Origin of the sequence: Leifsonia sp. NCR5 (assembly GCF_002105485.1) — a bacterium.
Classification (GTDB): domain Bacteria; phylum Actinomycetota; class Actinomycetes; order Actinomycetales; family Microbacteriaceae; genus Leifsonia.
On record NZ_NCSR01000002.1, the window covers coordinates 1 to 20,894 of the forward strand.

A 20,894-nucleotide genomic window follows, 5' to 3' on the forward strand; every position below is an offset into this window, starting at 1 on the left:
GGTGGATGCGGTGGATGCTGCGTGTGGCTCGGCTCTGCCGACCCTGTGGTGGTCGTGGCCGTCGCTGTCGCTGTCGGGGTCGACGGGGCCGATGAGTGTTTCGGCGAGGCGGGCGAGGGAGGTGACGATCGCCTCGAAGGTGGCGGGTTTCGGGGACTCGGCGGTGCCGCGGCGGAGGAGGCGGACCGTGTCGGGGCCGAGGAGGCGGGCGATCTCGGGGGCGTCTGCGGGGTTGTCGAGGTCGAGGCCGTGGAGTTCGAGGGTGCTGGCCGTGACGGAGCGGAGGCGGCGGACAGCCTCGGGCGCGACTCCCCCGCCGCGGGTGTGCAGCGCCCAGCCGAGCTGGGACACGTCGCGGCGGGCGCCGTCGCGCGGGAGCACGGGGTCGGGAAGCCAGTCGACTCCTGCCTGCTCTCCAAGAACCGTCGCGCAGGCACCGGCGGCGAGGATGATCGCAGCCAGACCGATGGAGTGCTCGGGGTCGAGGCCGAAGAACCAGGCGACGAAGCCAGCGACTGCCGCGAGCAGGATGCACCCGGCGATGCGCCAGCGGAAACCGGCAGAGAACAGGAGACGCCTGCTCGGGGCGCGCGCGGGCGCGAGGTGCTCGGCGGCGGCGCGCTCGTCCCCGGTCACCGCGGGCCTCCTGCCGCGCTGCGGGGCGCCATGGTCCAGGACGCGCGGAGCGCATCCACTGCGGAGCGGGCGCGGGCGACCTCGTCGGCCGTGACCGGTGCCGCGCTGAAACGCGCGAGCAGGTAGAGGTCGAGGAGCGTGGTCGCGGCAGCCCGGTCGGTGGCAACGCGGACGACCACGCGGGTGGTGAACTCGCCGGGGGTCTCGGCGGGGAGTCTGCGCATCCCGGAGTCGGTGGCCGCCTCTTCGAGTCCGAGCCAGGCGCGTTCGATGGCGTCTCGGGGTTCGCGCGGTTCGGTCAGGCGGTCGTAGGCCAGGTCGAGGCCGCGGCGGACCTGGACGGGTTCCGGGGTGGGCACATCCTCGGGTGCCGCGTCGCCGAGGGCGTCGGGGAGGAGCGGCAATGCATCCCGTTCCGGGAGGGTGAGACGGCGACGGACCGCTCGCCAGATGAGGGCTGCGACGATGACGAGCACGATCACGGCGGCGGCGACCACGAACCAGGAGATGTCGAACCGGGTGACGTGCTGCAGCTCGCGCGGAGCCGGAGACCCGGAGGCGGTGGGGCCGGTGAGGTTCTGCGGGAGCGGGGGCTGGGATTCCGCGGGAGGGATCCAGCGCATCCCGGAGAATACCGGGGCGCCCTGCACGGCCAGCGCGACCACGGCGATGAGGGCGAGCGCCGAGCAGGCGAGCAGCATCCGATGACGCTTCATCGCCCCGCCGTCGTCATCGCGCTCACCCTGCCACCGTATACCGGTCGCCCGATGGACAGGCGAGGCCCGCTCAGCCCAGGTGGCCGGCCTTCTCCATCTGGCGGAGGTCGCGCTTGAGGTCGCCGAGTTCGTCGCGGAGGCGCGCGGCCAGCTCGAACTTCAGTTCTCCGGCGGCGGCGAGCATCTGGCCGTTGAGGTCGGCGATGAGAGCCTCGAGCTCGTTCGCGCCCTGCGCGGCGATGCCGCCCTTGCGGAGGTTGGGCGTCGGGCTCTTCTTCTTCGCCTCGCGGCCGGCCAGCATCGCTGCCGTGTCTGCGCCCTCGCGAGCGAGCACGTCGGTGATGTCGGCGATGCGCTTGCGCAGCGGCTGCGGGTCGATGCCGTTGACCCTGTTGTACTCGACCTGCCGCTCGCGGCGGCGCGTGGTCTCCTCGATGGCGTTCTTCATCGAGTCGGTCAGCACGTCCGCGTACATGTGGACCTGGCCGGAGACGTTGCGCGCCGCGCGGCCGATGGTCTGGATGAGCGAGGTCGACGACCGCAGGAAGCCTTCCTTGTCCGCATCCAGGATCGCCACGAGAGACACCTCGGGCAGGTCGAGACCCTCACGCAGCAGGTTGATGCCGACGAGCACGTCGTAGACGCCCGCGCGCAGCTCGGTGAGGAGCTCGACCCGGCGGAGGGTGTCGACGTCGGAGTGCAGGTAGCGGACCTTCACGCCCGCCTCGGCGAGGAAGTCGGTGAGCTCCTCCGCCATCTTCTTGGTCAGCGTGGTGACCAGGACGCGCTCGTCGCGCTCGACCCGCAGCCGGATCTCTTCGAGCAGGTCGTCGATCTGGCCCTTGGTGGGCTTCACGACGATCTCCGGGTCGACCAGGCCGGTCGGGCGGATGATCTGCTCGACGACGCCGTCGGCGATGCCCATCTCGTAGCGGCCGGGCGTGGCGGACAGGTAGACCGTCTGGCCGACGCGGTCTTTGAACTCGTTCCACTTGAGCGGGCGGTTGTCGAGCGCGCTCGGCAGGCGGAACCCGTGCTCGACCAGCGTGCGCTTGCGCGAGGAGTCGCCCTCGTACATCGCGCCGATCTGCGGCACCGTGACGTGCGACTCGTCGATGACGACGAGGAAGTCGTCTGGGAAGTAGTCGAGCAGACAGTTCGGCGCCTCGCCCGGCTGACGGCCGTCGATGTGGCGCGAGTAGTTCTCGATGCCGGAGCAGAAGCCGATCTGCTCCATCATCTCGATGTCGAACTGGGTGCGCATCCTGAGTCGCTGCGCTTCGAGCAGCTTGCCCTCGCGCTCCAGCTCGACCAGCCGGTCGTGCAGCTCGGTCTGGATGGTGCCGATGGCGCGCTGCATCGTGGCGGGGCTGGCCGCGTAGTGCGTCGCGGGGAAGATCGAGATCGCGTCGACCTTGGAGATGATCTCGCCGGTGAGCGGGTGCAGTGTGTAGATGGCCTCGATCTCGTCGCCGAAGAGCTCGATGCGCACCGCGTTCTCCTCGTAGACCGGGATGATCTCGATGGTGTCGCCGCGCACGCGGAACTTGCCACGCGAGAAGTCGATGTCGTTGCGCTCGTACTGCATGCCGACGAAACGACGGATGAGCTTGTCACGGCCGACGTTCTCCCCCACCTGCAGGGCCACCATCGCCTCGAGGTATTCCTCCGCGGCGCCGAGGCCGTAGATGCAGGACACGGTGGAGACCACGACCACATCGCGACGGCTGAGCAGCGAGTTGGTGGTGGAGTGCCGCAGCCGCTCGACCTCCGCGTTGATCGAGGAGTCTTTCTCGATGAAGGTGTCCGTCTGCGGGACGTACGCCTCCGGCTGGTAGTAGTCGTAGTAGGAGACGAAGTATTCGACCGCGTTGTTGGGCATGAGCTCGCGGAACTCGTTGGCCAGCTGGGCGGCGAGGGTCTTGTTGTGGGCGAGCACGAGCGTCGGACGCTGCACCTGCTCGATCAGCCAGGCCGTGGTGGCCGACTTGCCTGTTCCCGTCGCGCCGAGCAGCACGACGTCGGTCTCGCCGGCGTTGATGCGACCGGCGAGTTCGGCGATGGCCTGCGGCTGGTCACCGCTCGGCTGGTATTCGCTGACGACCTCGAAGGGACGGACGGCGCGCGTGGGTTGCATATGTCCAGTCTAGGAAGGACCGCCGACATTCCTGGCGGTGTGCGCTCTGAGCGGAACGGCTGTCAGCCGCGCAGCCTGTCCCACAGCGCGTCGGTCTGCGCGAGCGTCTGCTCCAGGGTGCCGTCGGTGTCGATCACCACGTCGGCGACCGCCAGACGCTCCTCGTCGGTCGCCTGCGAGCCGACCCTGCGCCGTGCCTCCGCCTCGTCCGTCCCCCGCAGCTCCACCAGCCTCCGGATGCGCGTGTCCGCGGACGCGTGCGCCACCACGATCAGATCGAACGGGTACTCGTTGGCCGACTCGACCAGCAGGGGCACGTCGTAGACGACGACGGCATCCGGATCGGCCTCCCCCGCCGCACGGAAACGCTCGGTGGACAGGGCGAGCACTGCGGGGTGGGTGATCGCGTTCAACCGCAGCCGCGCATCCTCGTCGGCGAAGATGATCGCGCCGAGCGCCGGCCGGTCGAGGCTGCCGTCCTCGCGGATCACCTGCGGCCCGAACGTCTCGGCGATCTGCGCGAGCGCCGGGGAGCCGGGCTCGACCACCTCCCTCGCGATGCGATCGGCGTCGACGACGACGGCCCCGTGTTCGGCGAGGCGGCGGGCGATGGTCGATTTGCCGGAGGCGATCCCGCCGGTGAGTCCGATCAGCTGCACCAGACCATGCTAACCGCGTCCTGCCGCCGCCGGCTCGCTCGCGTTAACGCCGGAACGGCCGGCCCCGTGAGGGACCGGCCGTTCCGGATGAACCGCTTAGGAGTTCGAGCTGAGCTTCTCGCGCAGAGCGGCGAGCGACTCGTCGTCGGCCAGCGTTCCGCCCGAGGTGGACTCGGAGGTGAAGGTCGAACCGCCGGTGGACGCGGTGCCCTCGGCTGCGGCCTCTTCGAGACCCTTGGCGACCTGCTTCTTGTGGGCCTCCCAGCGAGCCTGGGCTGCAGCGTAGTCCTGCTCCCACTTCTCGCGCTGGGCCTCGAAGCCTTCCTTCCACTCGTTCGTCTCGGGGTCGAAGCCCTCAGGGTACTTGTAGTTGCCCTGGTCGTCGTACTCCGTGAGCATTCCGTACAGCGCCGGGTCGAACTCGGTGCCCTCGGGGTCGACGCCCTCGTTCGCCTGCTTCAGCGAGAGGGAGATGCGACGACGCTCGAGGTCGATGTCGATGACCTTGACGAAGACCTCGTCGCCGACCGAAACGACCTGCTCGGCGAGCTCGACGTGCTTGCCCGACAGCTCCGAGATGTGCACGAGGCCCTCGATGCCGTCTGCGACGCGCACGAACGCACCGAACGGAACCAGCTTGGTGACCTTGCCCGGTGCGACCTGACCGATCGCGTGGGTGCGGGCGAAGACCTGCCACGGGTCCTCCTGCGTCGCCTTGAGCGACAGCGAGACGCGCTCGCGGTCCAGGTCGACCTCGAGGATCTCGACGGTGACTTCCTGACCGACCTCGACGACCTCGGAGGCGTGCTCGATGTGCTTCCAGGAGAGCTCGGAGACGTGGACGAGACCGTCGACGCCGCCCAGGTCGACGAACGCACCGAAGTTGACGATCGACGACACGACACCCTTGCGGACCTGACCCTTGTGCAGGTTGTTCAGGAACGTAGTGCGGCTCTCGGACTGGGTCTGCTCGAGCAGGGCACGGCGCGACAGGACCACGTTGTTGCGGTTCTTGTCGAGCTCGAGGATCTTCGCCTCGATCTCCTGGCCGAGGTACGGCGTGAGGTCGCGCACGCGGCGGAGCTCGATGAGCGACGCCGGGAGGAAGCCACGGAGGCCGATGTCGACGATGAGTCCACCCTTGACGACCTCGATCACGGTACCGGTGACAACGCCATCGGCTTCCTTGATCTTCTCGACGTCGCCCCACGCGCGCTCGTACTGCGCACGCTTCTTGGACAGGATGAGGCGGCCTTCCTTGTCCTCCTTCTGGAGAACGAGCGCCTCGACGGTGTCGCCGACCTCGACGACCTCGGTGGGGTCGACGTCGTGCTTGATGGAGAGTTCGCGGGAGGGGATGACACCCTCGGTCTTGTAACCGACGTCGAGGAGGACCTCGTCGCGGTCGATCTTGACGACGGTACCTTCGATGAGGTCTCCGTCGTTGAAGAACTTCAGCGTCTTTTCGACCGCGGCAAGAAAGTCTTCAGCAGATCCGATGTCGTTGATGGCGACCTGCTTGGGTGCCTTGTCGGTCGTTGCGGTTGTCATGTAGTGAGTGCTCCGTTATGGACATAATTCAGGCCGGTCGCGATGGTGCTTCTGTTTTGTTCCGCGAACGGCAGGCGGATAGAGGTGCCACAAATGTGACAGTCCAGTCTAGCTGTGTAAAGCGGTGGGCGGCAAGCCGCGGGCGGCGACGATCTCGGCGAGTGCCGGCTCGAGGTCCGGTTGAGCGAATTCGTAGCCGGCTTCGAGCAGCCGTTCCGGCACGACCCAGCGGCTTTTCAGCACGAGTTCGGTCTCGGTGCGGATCGCGATCGAGCCGACCTCGAGCATCCACCGGTATGCCGGGAACCCGAACGGCACGCCCAGGACGCGTCGCAGCGTGGCCATGAAGGTGCGGTTGTCGGTGGGGTTCGGCGACGACACGTTGACCACGCCGTCGAGCTCCGGATGCGCGCGCACGAACTCGATGACACCCAGCACGTCCCGGATGTGCACCCAGCTGAACCGCTGTTGCCCTCCGCGGGCGCGGAACTCGTGGAAGGTGCCGGCATTCCTGCGCGCGGCCGTCGCGAACCACGGCCCGTCGACCTGCGGGCCGCCGAGCCCGAACTGCGCGAGCCTGATCAGCGGGGCGAGCGCGCTCCCGTCGCCGAGCACGATGGCCATCCGCAGCGCGACGCGGCGGGTGTACGGCAGGTCTCGCTCGAAGAACGCCCTCTCCCACGCCGTGGCGACGTTCACCGAGAATCCCGTGCCGAGTTCACCGCCGCGCTCGGTCATCGCGCGGTCCTCCGCGTGACGGTAGATGGTGGCGGTGGACGAGTTGATCCAGAGCGGAGGAGGACTGTCGCTCGCGGCGATCGCGTCGCCGATGGCCCTGGTGGTGTCGAGCCGGGAGCGGAACACCTCGGCGCGGTTGGCGTCCGTGTAGCGGCAGTTGACGCTCTTGCCGGCCAGGTTGACGACCAGGTCGGCGCCGTCCACCACCCGCCGGATGCTGTCCTGGTCGGCCCAGGTGGCATCAGCGCCTCTGCGTCCGATGGTCTGCACGACGGCCCCGGATGCGCGGAAAGCCTCCGTCAGGTACTGGCCGATGAAACCGGATGCCCCGGCGATGACGATGCGGTGGCTCACGCGTCCCGCTCCCCCTGTTCGATCTGATAGCGGAACGTCCCCGCGTATTCGTAGAGCCTACCGACGCCCGGCAGGTCGAGCCTGATCGAGACGAGCTGTGCATCCCGTTCGTCGTCGTAGCGCTCGGTGAGCTGCACCCGCGGAGCAAGCAGCCGCGGCACCGGGATGCGCGCCCTCCCGAGCAGGAACGCCACTCTGGTGGACGTGAGCGTCAGCCCGCCGTCGATCACGGCGGCGGCGAAGTGCGCCGACACGCGGGCGGGTCGGCCGAGCGTGTCCACGATGACGCCGCCGTCGACGGTGATCTCGTCGACCATCGCGCGTCGCCCGGAGGCGAGCAGGAAGACCCGCGTCGCTCGCACGGACGGGACGCCGCCGGCCGTCACGCCGGGCGCGTTCCACACCGTGAATGCCACGTCGTGCTCCCACACGGGGAACACGACGTGCGCCCTGGCGAGCACCGCCAGGGCCGGCCACAGCCAGCGCCGGGGCGTGCCGACCGTGTCGAACACGCCCCGGCCGAAGCCGTGACCACCCTCCGGGATGCCGTCGAAGTACGCCTTCAGCCGCGGATGCAGGCCGTCGAAGGCGTCACCGAGGACGACCCGGTACGGCGAGGTCGCCATCCGGTGCTCAGTCGAGCAGGGCCGACTTCAGGGTGTCGAGGCCGACACCGCCGATGTCGAGCGCCTTCTTGTGGAACGCCTTGATGTCGAAGGACGCCCCCTCGCGACGCGCGTACTCGTCGCGCAGCTGCTCCCAGATGCGCTGACCGATCTTGTACGACGGCGCCTGGCCGGGCCAGCCGAGGTAGCGGTTCACCTCGAAGCGCACGAAGCCGTCGTTCATGTTGACGTTCTCGCCGAGGAACTGGAAGGCGTACTCCCCCGTCCACGGGCCCGAGCCGTCCGGCAGCTGCTTCTCGAGGTGCACGCCGATGTCGAGCACGACGCGGGCGGCGCGCATCCGCTGGCCGTCGAGCATCCCGAGCCTGTCGGCCGGGTCGTCGAGGTAGCCGAGCTGCTCCATCAGGCGCTCCGCGTACAGGGCCCAGCCCTCCGCGTGGCCCGAGGTGCCCGCGATGCGGCGCCAGGAGTTGAGCTGCGCCTTGTTGTAGGTGGCCTGCGCGATCTGGAGGTGGTGGCCTGGGACGCCCTCGTGGTAGACCGTGGTCAGCTCGCGCCAGGTGTCGAACTCGGTGACGCCCTCCGGGACGCTCCACCACATCCGGCCGGCGCGGGCGAAGTCGTCGCTCGGGCCGGTGTAGTAGATGCCGCCTTCCTGGGTCGGCGCGATCATGCACTCGAGCCTGCGGATCTCGGTGGGGATGTCGAAGTGCGACGTGCCGAGCTCCTCGATGGCGCGGTCGCTGGTCTCCTGCATCCAGCGCTGCAGGGCGTCCGTGCCGTGCAGTTTGCGGCTGGCGTCGCCGTCGAGGAACTCGATGGCCTCCGCGACGGTCGCTCCCGGCTTGATCTCGCGCGCGATCGACTCCTGCTCCGCGACCATGCGGGCGAGTTCCTCGATGCCCCACTCGTAGGTCTCGTCGAGGTCGACCGTGGCGCCGAGGAAGCTGCGCGAGGCGAGGGCGTAGAGCTCGCGGCCCACCGCATCCTTCTCGGGGGCGTGCTGCGCGAGCTCGTCTTTCAGGAAGCCGGCCAGCTTCGCGTACGCGGCCGCCGACTCCTTCGCGCCCGCTGCCAGATCGGCGGAGAGGGATGCGGGAAGCTCGGCGTCTCCGGCCTTCGCACCCTCGGTGAACTCGAAGAAGAAGCCGGTGTCCGCCACCTGCTTGTTCGCCTGCGCGAGCACCTCGCGCACCTGCCGGATGGCCGGGACGTTCCCGCTCGCGATCCCGCTGCGCAGGGTCTCGATGTAGCCGTCCATCGCGGCGGGCAGGTTGTGCAGTCGCTTCGCGATGTTGGCCCAGTCGTCTTCCGTGTCGGTGGGGACGAGGTCGAAGATGTCGCGCAGCTCCTGAGCCGGAGAGGCGATCACGTTGAGGTCGCGCTGGTTGAAACCGGCCTCGTGCTTCTCGACGGTGAGCTGCAGGTCGCGGGTGAGGTCCATCTTGGTGACCCTGTCGATGTCGTCGACGGGCTCGGCGGCCTGGATCTTGGCCAGGGTCTCCCTGACTTTGCCGACGGCCTGCTCGGCACCGGCCGGCGAATAGTCGGCGTACTCGCCCTCCCGGCCTGGGCGGCCGAGCCAGACGTGGAACTCCGGATACAACTCGAGCTGGGTGTCCACCCACTCCTCGGCGATCGTGTCGACCGGAGTGGGTGTGCGGTTCTCTTCTGTCATACCTCGACCCTATTGCGGCACCCCGCCTCCTCACCATGCCCGATCCGCGAGATGCCAGGAACTGTCGCGAAACGCCCGGGATTCGCGACAGTTACTGGCATCTCGCCGGGCCGCCGGAGGCGGGCAGGAGGGGCGGGAGCCGCAGGGTCAGTGGGCCGCCGCGTCCCAGTTGGGACCGCGGCCGACCTGCACATCGAGCGGCACGCGGAGGTCGGCGGCGTGCGCCATCCGGTTGCGGACGATGCCCTCCAGCGCGTCCCACTCGCCGCTCGCGACCTCGAAGATCAGTTCGTCGTGCACCTGCAGCAGCATCCGGGATTCGAGCTTCTGGTCGATCAGGTCGCCTGCGATGCCGAGCATCGCGATCTTCATGACGTCGGCAGCCGAGCCCTGGATGGGCGCGTTCAGCGCAGCGCGCTCCGCGTTCTCGCGCAGCACCCTGTTGGTGCTCGTGAGGTCGGCGAACGGGCGGCGGCGTCCGAAGATCGTCTCGGTGTATCCGTCGACGCGGGCCTGCTCGACGACGTTGCGCAGGTAGTCGCGCACGTTGCCGAACCGCTCGAAGTAGTCCGTCATCAGCTGGCGCGCCTCGGCCGTCTCGATGCGCAGCTGCTTCGACAGCCCGAACGCGCTCAGCCCGTATGCGAGGCCGTACGACATCGCCTTGACCTTCGACCGCATCGTGGAGGTGACTTCCTCCGGCGCGACGCCGAAGATGCGGGCGCCGACGAACCGGTGCAGGTCTTCCCCGGCGTTGAACGCTTCGATGAGGCCGGGATCTTCGGAGAGGTGCGCCATGATGCGCATCTCGATCTGCGAGTAGTCGGCGGTCAGCAGCGTCTCGAACCCCTCGCCGCTGCGGATGGCGGAGCGGATCTCCCTGCCCTCCTCGGTGCGGACCGGGATGTTCTGCAGGTTGGGGTCGTTGGACGAGATGCGGCCGGTGCTCGTGCCGGTCTGGTCGTAGGTGGTGTGGATGCGCCCATCCGGCTCGACGGCGCGCTCGAGCGTCTCGACGATCTGCTTGAGCTTCGTCGCATCCCGGTGCTGCAGCAGCAAGCCGAGGAAGGGGTGCGGGTTCTTCTCCTGCAGGTCGGCCAGAGACGCGGCGTCGGTGGAGTATCCGGTCTTGGTGGAGCGCGTCTTCGGCATCTGCAGGTCGTCGAAGAGCACCTGCTGCAGCTGCTTGGGCGAACCCAGGTTGACCTCGCGCCCGATCTCCGCGTATGCGCGGGCGGCGTAGTCGTTGGCTTTGTCTGTCAGCTCGCCGCGGAGACGCGCGAGCACCTCGCTGTCGATGCTGACACCGGTGAGCTCCATCTCGGCGAGCACGGCGACGAGCGGCAGCTCGATGTCGTCGAGCACGGCACGCGTGCCGTCGTCGAGCGCGATCATCTGCGCCTCGGCGACCCTCCGCATGTACCAGGCCTCGGTCGCCGGGCTCACCGCATCCGTGAGCGCGACCAGCTGGTTGGGGTCGGACACCGGCAGCGTCTCGCCGAGCACCTCGTACACCTGCTCGGCGAGCGACTGGGCAGCAGCGCCCGGACGCACCAGCCAGGATGCGATGCTCGTGTCGAAGGCGAGCCCGTCCACGATCAGCCCGGCGCGGCTCATCGCCTTGAACTGCGGCTTGGCGCGGAAGAAATACTTGGGCGCGCTGCTCGCGAACCACTCCTCGAGGGCGTCGTAGTCCTTGCGGCCGGCCGCCCACGGCACGTACACCGTGTCGTCGTCGGCGGCGAGACCGAATCCGGTGACGCCGGCCGGGCCGAGCTCGACCTGCACGCCCACGGCGTTGCCGTCCGCCGACGCCTTGGCGAGCCAGTTCGCGAGCTCCTCGTCGACCATCGTGCGCACCGGCGGGATGGCGATGGCGCCGGTCTCGATCGCCGCGCTCGCTCCGGATGCGCCGTCCAGCTGGCCCTCCTCCGCCGCGGTCTTGAGCAGCCGGTCGAGCAGGGTCTTGAACTGCAGCTTGGCGAAGATGTCGCGCACGGCGTTCTCGTTGAGCGGGCGGCGCTCGAGGTCGGCGGGGCCGACGGGCAGGTCGACGTCGGTCAGCAGCTTGTTGAGGCGGCGGTTGCGGAGCGCGTTCTCCTGCTGGTCGCGCAGGTTCTGCCCGACGACGCCCTTGATCTCGTCGGCGTGGGCGAGGAGGTTCTCGACGGTGCCGTACTGCTGCACCCACTTGACCGCCGTCTTCTCCCCCACCTTGTCGATGCCGATGAGGTTGTCGCTGGTCTCGCCGACGAGAGCGGCGATCTCCGGATACTGGTGCGGCTCGATGCCGTAGCGCTCGCGCACGGCGGCGGGGTCGTAGACCTTCAGCTCCGAGACGCCGCGAACATTCGGGTAGAGCAGCGTGACGTCGTCGTTGACCAGCTGGATGGTGTCGCGGTCGCCGGACACGATGAGCACCCGGTATCCCTGCTCGGCCCCCTGCGCGGAGAGCGTGGCCAGGATGTCGTCGGCCTCGTAGTCCTCCTTGGCGATGGTCGTGATGTTCATCGCGTGCAGCGCCTCTTCGAGCAGCGGGATCTGCCCGACGAACTCGGACGGGGTCTCGCCGCGGGTGCCCTTGTACTCCGGGTACTCCCGTGTGCGGAAGGAGTATCGCGAGATGTCGAACGCCACGGCGATGTGGGTCGGACGCTGCTGGGAGAGCAGGTTGATGAGCATCGCGATGAAGCCGTGGATGGCGTTCGTGTGCTGGCCTTCGCGGTTGACGAAGCTGTCCACCGGGAGCGCGTAGAAGGCGCGGAATGCCAGCGAATGGCCGTCGATGATCAGGAGGGTAGGCTTTTCGGAGTCTGACACCAGGACAGCCTACAAGGCACCTGTGACACCCAGACGACCGGACAGACGAAGGTGAGAAAGGCCGCCGATGACCGAGGACGCGCTCGCATACGTGAACCAGAGGGGACTCGGCAAACTGGCCGAGAAGATGGGGATCGAGATCCTCGAATTCACCATCGAACGGGCCGTGGCCAGGATGCCCGTCGAGGGCAACCAGCAGCCGGCCGACCTCCTGCACGGCGGGGCGTACGTGGTGCTCGGCGAGTCCCTCGGCTCGATGTCCGCCAACCTGCACGCCGGCGCCGACCGGCTCGCGGTGGGCATCGAGATCAACGCGACGCACACCCGCTCGGCCACGAGCGGCTATGTGACGGGCGTGTGCACCCCCATCCACCTGGGGCGCACGCTGACGACGCACGAGATCGCGGTCACCGACGAGCAGGGCCGCCGCTGCTCGACCATTCGGATCACGAACCTGATCAAGGATCGCTGACGCCAGGACCCCCCACACAAACACAGAAGCGCGGCCCCGGATGTTCCGGGCCGCGCTTCTGAACGTTCTGGGCTCTGCTCTACTTCTTCGGAGCGAGCTGCTCGATGATCGCCTGGGCGACATCGTGCATGGTGAGGCGGCGGTCCATCGACGCCTTCTGGATCCAGCGGAACGCCTCGGGCTCAGTGAGGCCCATCTTCTCGTTGAGGAGGCCCTTCGCGCGGTCGACGAGCTTGCGGGTCTCGAAGCGCTCGACCATGTCGGACACCTCGGCTTCGAGGGCGATGATCTGGGCGTAGCGCGCGAGAGCGATCTCGATGGCGGGCAGCAGGTCGTTCGGCGTGAACGGCTTGACGACATATGCGAGGGCTCCCGCCTCCGTCGCGCGCTCCACGAGCTCCTTCTGGCTGAACGCGGTGAGGAGGACGACGGGGGCGATGTGGCCCTTCGAGAGGCGCTCGGCCGCGGAGATGCCGTCGAGCTGGGGCATCTTGACGTCCATGATCACCAGGTCGGGACGCAGCTCGGTGGCCAGCGCGACGGCGGTCTCGCCGTCTCCGGCCTCTCCGACGACCTCGAATCCGTTGTCACGGAGGATCTCGACGATGTCGAGCCGGATGAGGGATTCGTCTTCGGCGACGACGACGCGCCGTGGTGCGGTGGGTGTAGCTTCCTGGTCAGTCACGGACAAAAGCCTACGGTATTGTTCAGGTGTTGTTGTGCGCCGGTGTGGCGGAATGGCAGACGCGGAGCACTCAAAATGCTTTGTCCGAGAGGGCGTGTGGGTTCGAGTCCCACCACCGGCACAATGACCTGGCCCCCGGAAACGCACCCCCGGATGTGGGGACAGCCCGCGCGTAGGGCTGTGCATCGGCCGAACCTCAACTAGTCTGCCTGGGACCGCACCGACAGGCGGTCAGGGGAGAAACAACCATGCGTTCCAGGCTCAGGGTCGGCCTTGCCACGACCTTCACACTCGTGACGACGGTCGGTCTCGTCGTGGCTGGAGCTCAGCTCCCCGCCACGGCGGCGCAAGAGCCGTCGCCGTCACCGTCCACGACATCCACGTCGCCTGCGGCACCTGCTTCCGGTTCGGAGGCGGCGCCCACCGCTGCTCCGACCGCGCAGCCGACGACGACACCCACACCGGATGCGGCACCCGCCACTCCACCGGCCGCAGCCTCGGATGCGAGCGCGCCCGCAGCGCCCGCGCCCACCGCAGCAGCGCCCGGTTCGACCGTGGCGGCCGATCCCGCCCTCGCGGAGATGAACGCCGCCCGCAACCACTCGATGGGTTCGACGTTCTCGCTCAGCGGTGCTGCCGCCGACGCGGCAGCGGGCAACGATGCGGGAAGCCAGGCGCGCACGTTCAGCGCTGCGGCCACCACGTTCCCGCCCGGCGTCCGCGGTCTGGACGTCAGCGGCTGGCAGACCAACATCAACTGGAACCAGGTCTGGGCGGACGGCGGACGCTTCGCGTACATTAAGGCGACGGAGGACCTCGACTACAAGAGCAGTCAGTTCTCAACGCAGTACAGCGGCGCGTACAACGTCGGCATCATCCGCGGCGCCTACCACTTCGCCACGCCGAACACCTCGTCGGGCGCCGCGCAGGCGCGCTTCTTCGTGCAGAACGGCGGAGGCTGGTCGGCGGACGGCCGGACCCTGCCCCCGCTGCTCGACATCGAGTTCAACCCGTACGGCGGCAGCAACACCTGCTGGGGCCTGAGCGCTCCGCAGATGGTCGCCTGGGTCGCCGACTTCGTGAACACCGTCACGGCGATGACCGGCATCGCGCCCGCCATCTACACGAACACCAACTGGTGGAACCTGTGCACCGGCGGGAGCGCGGCCTTCGGCGCATACCCGCTGTTCGTCGCCAACTACTCCAACATCAGCACCCCTCCGCTTCCGCCGGGATGGGGCTCGTACACGATCTGGCAGTTCGCGAACGGCGTCGGGCCGTTCCCCGGAGACCAGGATGTGTTCAACGGCTCGCTGAAGGACCTGCAGGCGTTCGCCCTCGGCAACCGTCTCGCCGGCGCCGACGCATTCGGCACGAGCGCTGCATTATCGTCCACCTTCTCCCCCGGCGTCCCCGTGGCGTACGTGGCGTCCGGATACAACTATGCGGACGCGTTGGCCGGCGGCCCGGCCGCCGGTAAACAACGCGGGCCCGTGCTGCTCGTGCAGCCGTACGGCGTCCCCGACGTGATCGCGACGGAGCTCAAACGCCTGAGACCCGCACGCATCGTGGTGCTCGGCGGTCCGACGGCGATCTCGGACGGCACCGTGTCCGCGCTCCGCGCATACACGTCCGGCGGGGTGACCAGGCTGGCGGGCTCCGACCGGTTCGAGACCAGCGTCGCCGTGTCGAAGAGCGCCTTCGGGGCGAACCCGTCCGTCGCGTACATCGCGACAGGGATGAACTTCCCGGATGCCCTCACCGGCGCCTCCGTCGCGGCGGGCTCCGCGCACAGCGGGCCGCTCCTGCTCGTCACGAGTGTGAGCATCCCGCCCAGTGTCGCCGGCGAACTGCAGCGGCTGCGTCCGGGCAAGATCGTGGTGCTCGGAGGGACGGACGCGATCAACACGTCCGTCGAGGCGGCGCTGAAGTCGTACACGTCCGGCTCCGTCACGCGCATCTCCGGGGACGATCGGTACATCACCAGCGCGAAGGTGTCCCAGGCGAACTTCGCGCCCGGCGTCGCCGCCGCGTACATCGCGGTCGGGACGAACTTCCCCGACGCGCTCTCCGGGGCTCCGGTCGCCGGCATCGCGAACGCGCCGGTGCTGCTCACCCAGTCGACGGCCATCCCGCAGTCGATCGCCGCTGAGCTGACCCGCCTGAAGCCGAAGAAGATCGTCATCCTCGGCGGTTCGGCTGCCGTCAGCGCCTCGGTCGCCGCCGCGCTGAACGGCTACGTGGTGAAGTAGGGCTCCGTCCGGTCACGCCGGGCTCTGAGCGCGCATCCGGATGTTCCGGGCGGCGCGCCAGGGTCCGGCGTTTCCGTGCCCGGCGTCCGCGATCCCGGCCGCGGCTAGATGCGCGCGCCGACGACCGTGGCCGCGAAGCGCCGTGCCCGCTCGGCGAGCCCGGCGATCCTGTCGGCGACCACCGTGTCGGCGTCGAACCCGACGTACGCGGGAGGCGGCGTCCTCCGCACGTTCTCGCTGCACTCGAAGCCGCCGCACAGCATCGTGCCCACCGTGTCGCCGTTGCGACCGGCCTGCCCGGCCCTCCTGGCCACGTAGAGGTACACGTCGCGGGTGGCGTGCACATCCTGGCACCAGCCGCACATCGACGGCGCGTGCGACCGCATCGACGCGTCGGAGGCGCGCAGCACGATGCCCACCGGGCCGTTCTCGGTCGGCACCACCACATAGCCGCGCTGCGGGATGCGCGGGTCGCGCCAGCCGAGGTACTCCCGCCTCGACCAGTCCACCTCGTGCATGCCGGGCGGCAACGGCAGCTCGGCCGCCTCGCTCCTCGAACAGTTGACGAACGACTCCCGGATCTGCTCCTGGGTCAGTGTCTCCATGCGCACCTCCGGATTCCATGCTCGCACAGCTTGACCCTGACCCAGAGGTCACGGTCTAGCCTCGCCGCATGACAACACTCAACGCCGTCACAGACGCCACATTCCCGGAGGCCGTGCTCGCCGCATCCGGAACCACCATCGTCGAGTTCTGGGCGGAGTGGTGCGGCCCATGCCGCGCGCTCGGCCCCATCCTGGAACAGCTCGCCGACGAGCACGCGGACCGCATCAGCATCGTGAAGATCAACGCGGACGACAACCCGCAGGCCTCGGCCACCTACCGTGCGATGTCGCTGCCGGTGATGAAGGTCTTCCAGAACGGCGAGGTGGTGAAGACCATCGTCGGCGCGAAACCGAAGCCGGCGCTCGAGTTCGAACTGGCCCCCTATCTGGCGTAGGTCTCCGCTCAGGTGAGGTCGTCGAACGCGCCGCTCACCCAGCCGATGTAGCGCTCGGCCGAGCGCAGCACCGCCGCGCGCGCATCCACGGGCACCACATTGCCCAGGTTGCCGTACAGCCGGTCGAACGGCCGTTCGCAGACCCTGTCGGCCGTCCGCCGCACGACGGCGGCCGACAGCGGGATCGCATTCGGGAAGCTGCGCATGAACGTCACCCAGCGCTGCGACGGACCGGGGAACACCGTGTCGCCCGCGAGCACCACCCCGCGGTCCCAGTGCACGATCGCGCTGCCGGGGAAATGGCCGCCGATCGTGCGCAGCGTCACGCCTGGCAGCACCTCCTCGTCTCCGCTCCAGGTCCGGATGCTCGGCTCGTCCCGCTGCACCCAGTCGCGGTCCGCGGTGTGAACCAGCACGGGCGGGTCGCCGAGCATCCTGGACCAGGAGGTCTGCGCACCGAACATGTGCGGGTGACTGGTGGCGATGACCGCGACGCCGCCGAGATCTTGCACGGCAGCGGCCGCCGCTTCGTCGACGTAGCCCGTCGGGTCCCAGAGCAGGTTGCCCTCGGGCGTGCGCAGCAGCATGCTCTGCTGCCCGATGCCGATCTTGGGCTCGGACCGCAGCGCGTACAGGTCGGGCTCGAGCTCGGTGACGGTCACCCGCTCCCCCGCACGCTGCAGCGCCTGCAGCGACGTCCACTCCTGCCCGCCAGGCGGCACGTACTGCCGCTCGTCCTCGCAGATCGGGCACGAAGCGGGAGGTTCGTCTCCCGCGGGGAACTCCACGGCGCACGCAGCGCACAACCAGTCGACCACCCTGCGACGATACGCCGCAGCAGGCGACCTGCGGAATACCCGGATCGGGGGCATGATTGTGTTCACTGTGAAACGCATCGGATTCCTCTCCTTCGGCCACTGGCAGCCGATCCCCGGCTCTGTGTCGCGCACGGCGGCGGACGCTCTGCAGCAGACCATCGAGCTGGCGGTCGCCGCCGAGGAGGTCGGCGTCGACGGCGCGTACGTGCGCGTGCACCACTTCGCCAGGCAGCTGGCGTCTCCGTTCCCGCTGCTCGCGGCGATCGGCGCCCGCACGAGCACCATCGAGATCGGCACGGGCGTGATCGACATGCGCTACGAGAACCCGCTCTACGCCGCGGAGTCCGCAGCGGCGGCCGACCTGATCAGCGGCGGGAGACTGCAGCTCGGCATCAGCAGGGGGTCACCGGAGACGGCGCTGCACGGCTACGAGTCGTTCGGCTACGTGCCGGCGGAGGACGAGTCCGACGCCGACATGGCGCGCCGCCACACCGAGGTGTTCCGCGCCGCGATCGCCGGGGCCGGGATCGCGATGTCCAACCCGCAGATGACCGGCGTTTCGCAGCCGCTCGCCATCGAGCCGCGCTCTCCCGGCCTGGACGAGCGCATCTGGTGGGGTGCCGGCAGCCGCGCCACGGCGGTGTGGACGGCCGAGCAGGGCATGAACCTGATGAGCTCCACCCTGCTCACGGAAGACACCGGGGTGCCGTTCGACCAGCTGCAGGCCGAGCAGATCCGGATGTTCCGGGATGCCTGGCGCGAGGCAGGTCACGAGCGCGAGCCCCGCGTCTCGGTCAGCCGCAGCATCATCCCGATCATCGACGACGAGACCCGCCGCTACTTCGGCGCGAGCGCCGTGGCGGAGTCGAGCGACCAGGTCGGCCACCTCGACGGAGGACTCGCCCGGTTCGGCCGCAGCTTCGTCGGTGAACCGGACGTGATCGCGGCCGAGCTCGCAGCGGACGAGGCCGTGCAGGCGGCGGACACGGTGCTGGTGACGGTGCCGAACCAGCTGGGCGTCGAGTTCAACGCGCGCATCCTGGAGTCGATCGTGCGGGACATCGCGCCGGCGGCCGGCTGGCGATGAGCGGGTGGCGATGAGCGGTCGGCGATGAGCGGCGAGCGGCTCATCCCGCGGCGCACCCCCGAGTCGCGGGCGGTGACGGAGCGGGTGCAGACCGTGCTCGGTCTCACCTCGCGGCTCAACGCTCTGCCGTTCACGGACGAGTCCGGGCGGGCGGCGCTGCTGAGCGAGATCATCGGCGGCCCGCTCCCCGCCGGGCTGACCGTGTATCCCCCGTTCTACTGCGACCACGGACTCGGGCTCACCCTGGGTGAGCGGGTGTTCGTGAACCAGAACTGCTCGTTCTACGACATCGGCGGCATCACCATCGGCGACGGCACGATGATCGGCCCTGGCGTCACGCTCAGCACGGCCGGGCATCCCGTCGCGCCGTCCGAGCGCTACGACGGCATCACGGCCGCGCCCATCGTGATCGGCGCAGAGGTGTGGATCGGCGCGAACGTGACCGTGACCCCCGGGGTGACCATCGGTGACGGCGCCGTGATCGGGGCGGGCGCGGTGATCGCGAAGGACGTCGCACCGCGGACCGTCGTCACGGCGGGCAGCCAGGTGGTGCGGAAGGTCCTCTAGCGGCCCGCCGCGCGCCTCACAGCTCCTGACGCCGGAACAGCGCGGCGGCGCCCAGCACCGCCAGCACGGCGACGCCCAGCGAGATGAGCACCGACCACAGCACGGCGTCGCCGTCCGCGGGCGCCCCGGCCGCCAGCGACGTGGCCTGGCCGAGCAGCCCGGCCGGCGACCAGTCGGCGAGCGGCTTCCACACGCCGGCGACCGAGATCACCGCGAACAGGCCGAGCCCAGCGCCCGCCGCGCCCGCCGCCGACGGGATGAGCACCGAGAACAGCGTCATCACGGCCAGGTAGAACACCGCGAGCACCAGCCAGACCAGCGCCGACGACCACAGGGCGCCTCCCGGAGCCTCGCCGAACACGGCGGCGGTCACCGCCCAGGTCACGAGGGTGCCGGCCACCAGCAGCACCGCGAGGTAGACCGCGTTGACGATGGCCTTCACCACCACGAACGCCACCCGCGACACCGGTTTGGTGAGCACGAGGATCGCGGTGCCGCTGCGTCGCTCGCCCGACACGATCCCGCCGTAGATGATGACCAGGGCGAAGATTCCGATCTGGCCGAGGTTCTTGATCCACTGGCCGTATGCGTCGAGCACGGTCGGGGTCGGCAGCGGCAGGGACGAGAACTGGTCGCCGGCGACCGCGGCGAGGATCTCCGGCGTGTACTTGGCGAGCAGCGGACCGGTGAGTGCGAAGAGCAGCAGGATGGCCGGCAGCACGAAGACGCGCCAGGTGCGGAGGATCTCGAACGCCTCCTTGCGGGCGAACACGAGGGCGGAGCGCATCACGCCACCTCCCCGACCAGCTCGACGAACACGTCTTCCAGACCGGGTTCGACCGCCTCCAGCCGCACCAGTCCGGCGTGCTGCGCAGCGACGAGCGCCGGCAGTTCGCGCTGTGCGGCATCCTGATCGGCCACCAGCACCTCGATGGTGCCGTGGCCGCCACGGGAGACCGACGTGGCCCACGGCTGCGCCGTGATGGCGGCGGCCAGCGCGTCCGCACCGTCCGTGACCTCGAGCACGATGCGGTGGCCGCTGTGGCGTTCCTTCAGCTCGTGCATGCTCGCCTGGGTGAGCACGCGCCCGTGGTTCAGGATCGCGACGGTGTCGCAGACTCGCTCCACATCGCCCAGGATGTGCGAGGAGAAGAAGATCGTCGCCCGGCCGCGCAGCGCGTCGAGCATGTCGAGCACGTCCTTGCGGCCGATGGGGTCGAGGGCGCTCGTCGGCTCGTCGAGCAGCAGCAGCCGGGGCGCGTTGATCAGCGCCTGCGCGATCCCGAGCCGCTGCTTCATCCCTCGCGAGTACCCGCCGATCCTGGTGGTCACCCCGGCGAGCCCGGCGATGTCGAGCAGCATCGCCGTCCGCTGGTTCAGGATGCGGTGCTCCAGCCCGAACAGTCCGCCGACGAACCGCATGAACTCCGGCGCCGTCATCCACTCGTAGAACGCAGGGACGTCCGGCAGGAAGCCGAGCTGCGCGCGCACGGCGTTGCCCGCCGTCGCGACGTCCTGGCCGAGCACCCGCACCGTCCCGCTGGTCGGCCGGGCGAGGCCGGTGACGATGCGCAGCGCCGTGGTCTTGCCCGCACCGTTCGGGCCGAGGAAGCCGAAGATCGAGCCGTCGGCGACGCTCAGGTCCACGGCGTCGAGCGCGCGCTTCCCGCCGAACTCCTTGGTCAGCCCCACCAGCTCCAGCGCGGCGCTCATGCGTCTCCCCCGTCGTTTCGGCTGTCGTCTCGTGTGCCGTCTCGCCTGCCGTAGAGGGCGTCGGCGACCTCGGCCATCGTCACCCTGGCCACCGGAGCCAGCACCGGCTGCTCCTGCGCCACTCGCAGGCGCCCGACGACGAAGTACAGGATGGGCCCGATCAGGTTGACGAGCACGATGATCGCCACCCACACCCACTTGTTGCCGAACGCCACGGCGGCCGTCGGCCTCCGCACCAGATCGACCAGCGCCCACACCAGCAGCACCAGTTGCGCGACCAGGACGATGCCCAGGATCACGAGCACGGCCACGGGCAGCGAGCCGATGTCCAGATTCACATGCACCGTCGATCCCTCCACGATTGTTCTCGAATGCGAGAACATTA

20 protein-coding genes and 1 tRNA gene are annotated in these 20,894 nt (G+C 69.2%); 6 read left to right on the top strand and 15 right to left on the bottom strand.

Annotated features, from left to right (window positions below):
- From B7438_RS02005 to polA, 9 genes are all read right to left on the bottom strand, one after another.
- On the bottom strand, nucleotides 1–636 hold a 636-nt coding region (locus B7438_RS02005; RefSeq protein WP_085367677.1), incomplete at its 3' end, for a hypothetical protein.
- A complete protein-coding gene (locus tag B7438_RS02010; RefSeq protein WP_256921833.1) occupies nucleotides 633–1,352 on the bottom strand; it encodes a DUF4129 domain-containing protein in 720 nt (239 codons plus the stop codon). The genes B7438_RS02005 and B7438_RS02010, both read right to left, overlap by 4 nt.
- Nucleotides 1,353–1,422: 70 nt before the next feature.
- On the bottom strand, nucleotides 1,423–3,489 hold the full coding sequence (gene uvrB / locus B7438_RS02015) for an excinuclease ABC subunit UvrB (RefSeq protein ID WP_085367679.1): 2,067 nt from the start codon (nucleotides 3,487–3,489) through the stop codon (nucleotides 1,423–1,425).
- A 62-nt stretch (nucleotides 3,490–3,551) separates the two neighbouring features.
- Nucleotides 3,552–4,148, bottom strand: a complete 597-nt coding sequence (gene coaE, locus B7438_RS02020) for a dephospho-CoA kinase (RefSeq protein ID WP_085367680.1) — start codon at nucleotides 4,146–4,148, stop codon at nucleotides 3,552–3,554.
- 96 nt (nucleotides 4,149–4,244) lie between these two features.
- Nucleotides 4,245–5,699 carry a 30S ribosomal protein S1 gene (gene rpsA / locus B7438_RS02025; protein ID WP_085367681.1) on the bottom strand — a complete coding sequence of 485 codons (1,455 nt, stop codon included), beginning with the start codon at nucleotides 5,697–5,699 and terminating at the stop codon, nucleotides 4,245–4,247.
- Nucleotides 5,700–5,807: 108 nt separating this feature from the next.
- The gene (locus B7438_RS02030; protein ID WP_085367682.1) at nucleotides 5,808–6,791 is read right to left on the bottom strand and encodes an epimerase; all 984 of its coding nucleotides are present in this window, start codon (nucleotides 6,789–6,791) and stop codon (nucleotides 5,808–5,810) included.
- Complete coding sequence (locus tag B7438_RS02035; RefSeq protein WP_085367683.1) at nucleotides 6,788–7,417, bottom strand: DUF4166 domain-containing protein; 630 nt, start codon at nucleotides 7,415–7,417, stop codon at nucleotides 6,788–6,790. The genes B7438_RS02030 and B7438_RS02035 overlap by 4 nt, the downstream gene beginning before the upstream one ends.
- A 7-nt stretch (nucleotides 7,418–7,424) precedes the next feature.
- Nucleotides 7,425–9,095 carry a DUF885 domain-containing protein gene (locus tag B7438_RS02040; protein WP_085367684.1) on the bottom strand — a complete coding sequence of 557 codons (1,671 nt, stop codon included), beginning with the start codon at nucleotides 9,093–9,095 and terminating at the stop codon, nucleotides 7,425–7,427.
- 147 nt (nucleotides 9,096–9,242) lie between these two features.
- Nucleotides 9,243–11,915 carry a DNA polymerase I gene (gene polA / locus B7438_RS02045; protein ID WP_085367685.1) on the bottom strand — a complete coding sequence of 891 codons (2,673 nt, stop codon included), beginning with the start codon at nucleotides 11,913–11,915 and terminating at the stop codon, nucleotides 9,243–9,245.
- 67 nt (nucleotides 11,916–11,982) lie between these two features.
- Between polA and B7438_RS02050 the strand changes: the two genes are divergently transcribed.
- Nucleotides 11,983–12,387, top strand: a complete 405-nt coding sequence (locus tag B7438_RS02050; RefSeq protein WP_085367686.1) for a hotdog fold thioesterase — start codon at nucleotides 11,983–11,985, stop codon at nucleotides 12,385–12,387.
- Nucleotides 12,388–12,466: 79 nt separating this feature from the next.
- On the opposite strand, the gene B7438_RS02055 is transcribed toward B7438_RS02050, so the two are convergent.
- Nucleotides 12,467–13,072, bottom strand: a complete 606-nt coding sequence (locus tag B7438_RS02055; RefSeq protein ID WP_055894059.1) for an ANTAR domain-containing response regulator — start codon at nucleotides 13,070–13,072, stop codon at nucleotides 12,467–12,469.
- Nucleotides 13,073–13,110: 38 nt separating this feature from the next.
- On the opposite strand from B7438_RS02055, the gene B7438_RS02060 reads away from it, so the two are divergent.
- Both B7438_RS02060 and B7438_RS02070 read left to right on the top strand, forming a co-directional pair.
- A tRNA-Leu gene (locus B7438_RS02060) sits at nucleotides 13,111–13,193 on the top strand.
- A 127-nt stretch (nucleotides 13,194–13,320) separates the two neighbouring features.
- Nucleotides 13,321–15,324 carry a cell wall-binding repeat-containing protein gene (locus B7438_RS02070; protein ID WP_143465541.1) on the top strand — a complete coding sequence of 668 codons (2,004 nt, stop codon included), beginning with the start codon at nucleotides 13,321–13,323 and terminating at the stop codon, nucleotides 15,322–15,324.
- A gap of 104 nt (nucleotides 15,325–15,428) precedes the next feature.
- Here B7438_RS02070 and B7438_RS02075 read toward each other — a convergent pair whose 3' ends face one another.
- Entirely contained in the window at nucleotides 15,429–15,929 is a 501-nt protein-coding gene (locus tag B7438_RS02075; protein WP_085367689.1) for an FBP domain-containing protein, read from the bottom strand.
- A 68-nt stretch (nucleotides 15,930–15,997) separates the two neighbouring features.
- Between B7438_RS02075 and trxA the strand changes: the two genes are divergently transcribed.
- On the top strand, nucleotides 15,998–16,324 hold the full coding sequence (gene trxA / locus B7438_RS02080) for a thioredoxin (protein WP_085367690.1): 327 nt from the start codon (nucleotides 15,998–16,000) through the stop codon (nucleotides 16,322–16,324).
- An 8-nt stretch (nucleotides 16,325–16,332) separates the two neighbouring features.
- Here trxA and B7438_RS02085 read toward each other — a convergent pair whose 3' ends face one another.
- A complete protein-coding gene (locus B7438_RS02085) occupies nucleotides 16,333–17,142 on the bottom strand; it encodes an MBL fold metallo-hydrolase (RefSeq protein WP_179150699.1) in 810 nt (269 codons plus the stop codon).
- A 52-nt stretch (nucleotides 17,143–17,194) separates the two neighbouring features.
- Between B7438_RS02085 and B7438_RS02090 the strand changes: the two genes are divergently transcribed.
- Nucleotides 17,195–18,229, top strand: coding sequence for an LLM class flavin-dependent oxidoreductase (locus B7438_RS02090; protein ID WP_085367692.1), 1,035 nt, complete (start codon nucleotides 17,195–17,197; stop codon nucleotides 18,227–18,229).
- A gap of 24 nt (nucleotides 18,230–18,253) precedes the next feature.
- Nucleotides 18,254–18,796, top strand: coding sequence for a sugar O-acetyltransferase (locus B7438_RS20940; RefSeq protein ID WP_085367693.1), 543 nt, complete (start codon nucleotides 18,254–18,256; stop codon nucleotides 18,794–18,796).
- A gap of 16 nt (nucleotides 18,797–18,812) precedes the next feature.
- Here B7438_RS20940 and B7438_RS02100 read toward each other — a convergent pair whose 3' ends face one another.
- The 3 genes from B7438_RS02100 to B7438_RS02110 are packed head-to-tail and all read right to left on the bottom strand — an operon-like array spanning nucleotide 18,813 to nucleotide 20,853.
- Nucleotides 18,813–19,583, bottom strand: coding sequence for an ABC transporter permease (locus tag B7438_RS02100; RefSeq protein WP_143465544.1), 771 nt, complete (start codon nucleotides 19,581–19,583; stop codon nucleotides 18,813–18,815).
- Nucleotides 19,583–20,509: an ABC transporter ATP-binding protein gene (locus tag B7438_RS02105; protein WP_085367695.1), complete on the bottom strand. Its 927-nt coding sequence runs from the start codon at nucleotides 20,507–20,509 to the stop codon at nucleotides 19,583–19,585. Before B7438_RS02105 ends, B7438_RS02100 begins: the two co-directional genes overlap by 1 nt.
- Nucleotides 20,506–20,853, bottom strand: a complete 348-nt coding sequence (locus B7438_RS02110) for a PLD nuclease N-terminal domain-containing protein (protein ID WP_218775125.1) — start codon at nucleotides 20,851–20,853, stop codon at nucleotides 20,506–20,508. The genes B7438_RS02105 and B7438_RS02110 overlap by 4 nt, the downstream gene beginning before the upstream one ends.
- Between the last annotated feature and the right edge of the window lie 41 nt (nucleotides 20,854–20,894).

Bases quoted from the DNA above. Each gene is read 5' to 3' on its own strand.
- B7438_RS02100 (WP_143465544.1), bottom strand. From the start codon at position 19,583: ATGCGCTCCGCCCTCGTGTTCGCCCGCAAGGAGGCGTTCGAGATCCTC.
- rpsA (WP_085367681.1), bottom strand. From the start codon at position 5,699: ATGACAACCGCAACGACCGACAAGGCACCCAAGCAGGTCGCCATCAAC.
- B7438_RS02075 (WP_085367689.1), bottom strand. From the start codon at position 15,929: ATGGAGACACTGACCCAGGAGCAGATCCGGGAGTCGTTCGTCAACTGT.
- B7438_RS02090 (WP_085367692.1), top strand. From the start codon at position 17,195: ATGATTGTGTTCACTGTGAAACGCATCGGATTCCTCTCCTTCGGCCAC.
- uvrB (WP_085367679.1), bottom strand. From the start codon at position 3,489: ATGCAACCCACGCGCGCCGTCCGTCCCTTCGAGGTCGTCAGCGAATAC.
- B7438_RS02105 (WP_085367695.1), bottom strand. From the start codon at position 20,509: ATGAGCGCCGCGCTGGAGCTGGTGGGGCTGACCAAGGAGTTCGGCGGG.
- B7438_RS02035 (WP_085367683.1), bottom strand. From the start codon at position 7,417: ATGGCGACCTCGCCGTACCGGGTCGTCCTCGGTGACGCCTTCGACGGC.
- trxA (WP_085367690.1), top strand. From the start codon at position 15,998: ATGACAACACTCAACGCCGTCACAGACGCCACATTCCCGGAGGCCGTG.
- B7438_RS02050 (WP_085367686.1), top strand. From the start codon at position 11,983: ATGACCGAGGACGCGCTCGCATACGTGAACCAGAGGGGACTCGGCAAA.
- B7438_RS02010 (WP_256921833.1), bottom strand. From the start codon at position 1,352: ATGAAGCGTCATCGGATGCTGCTCGCCTGCTCGGCGCTCGCCCTCATC.
- B7438_RS20940 (WP_085367693.1), top strand. From the start codon at position 18,254: ATGAGCGGCGAGCGGCTCATCCCGCGGCGCACCCCCGAGTCGCGGGCG.
- B7438_RS02070 (WP_143465541.1), top strand. From the start codon at position 13,321: ATGCGTTCCAGGCTCAGGGTCGGCCTTGCCACGACCTTCACACTCGTG.
- B7438_RS02040 (WP_085367684.1), bottom strand. From the start codon at position 9,095: ATGACAGAAGAGAACCGCACACCCACTCCGGTCGACACGATCGCCGAG.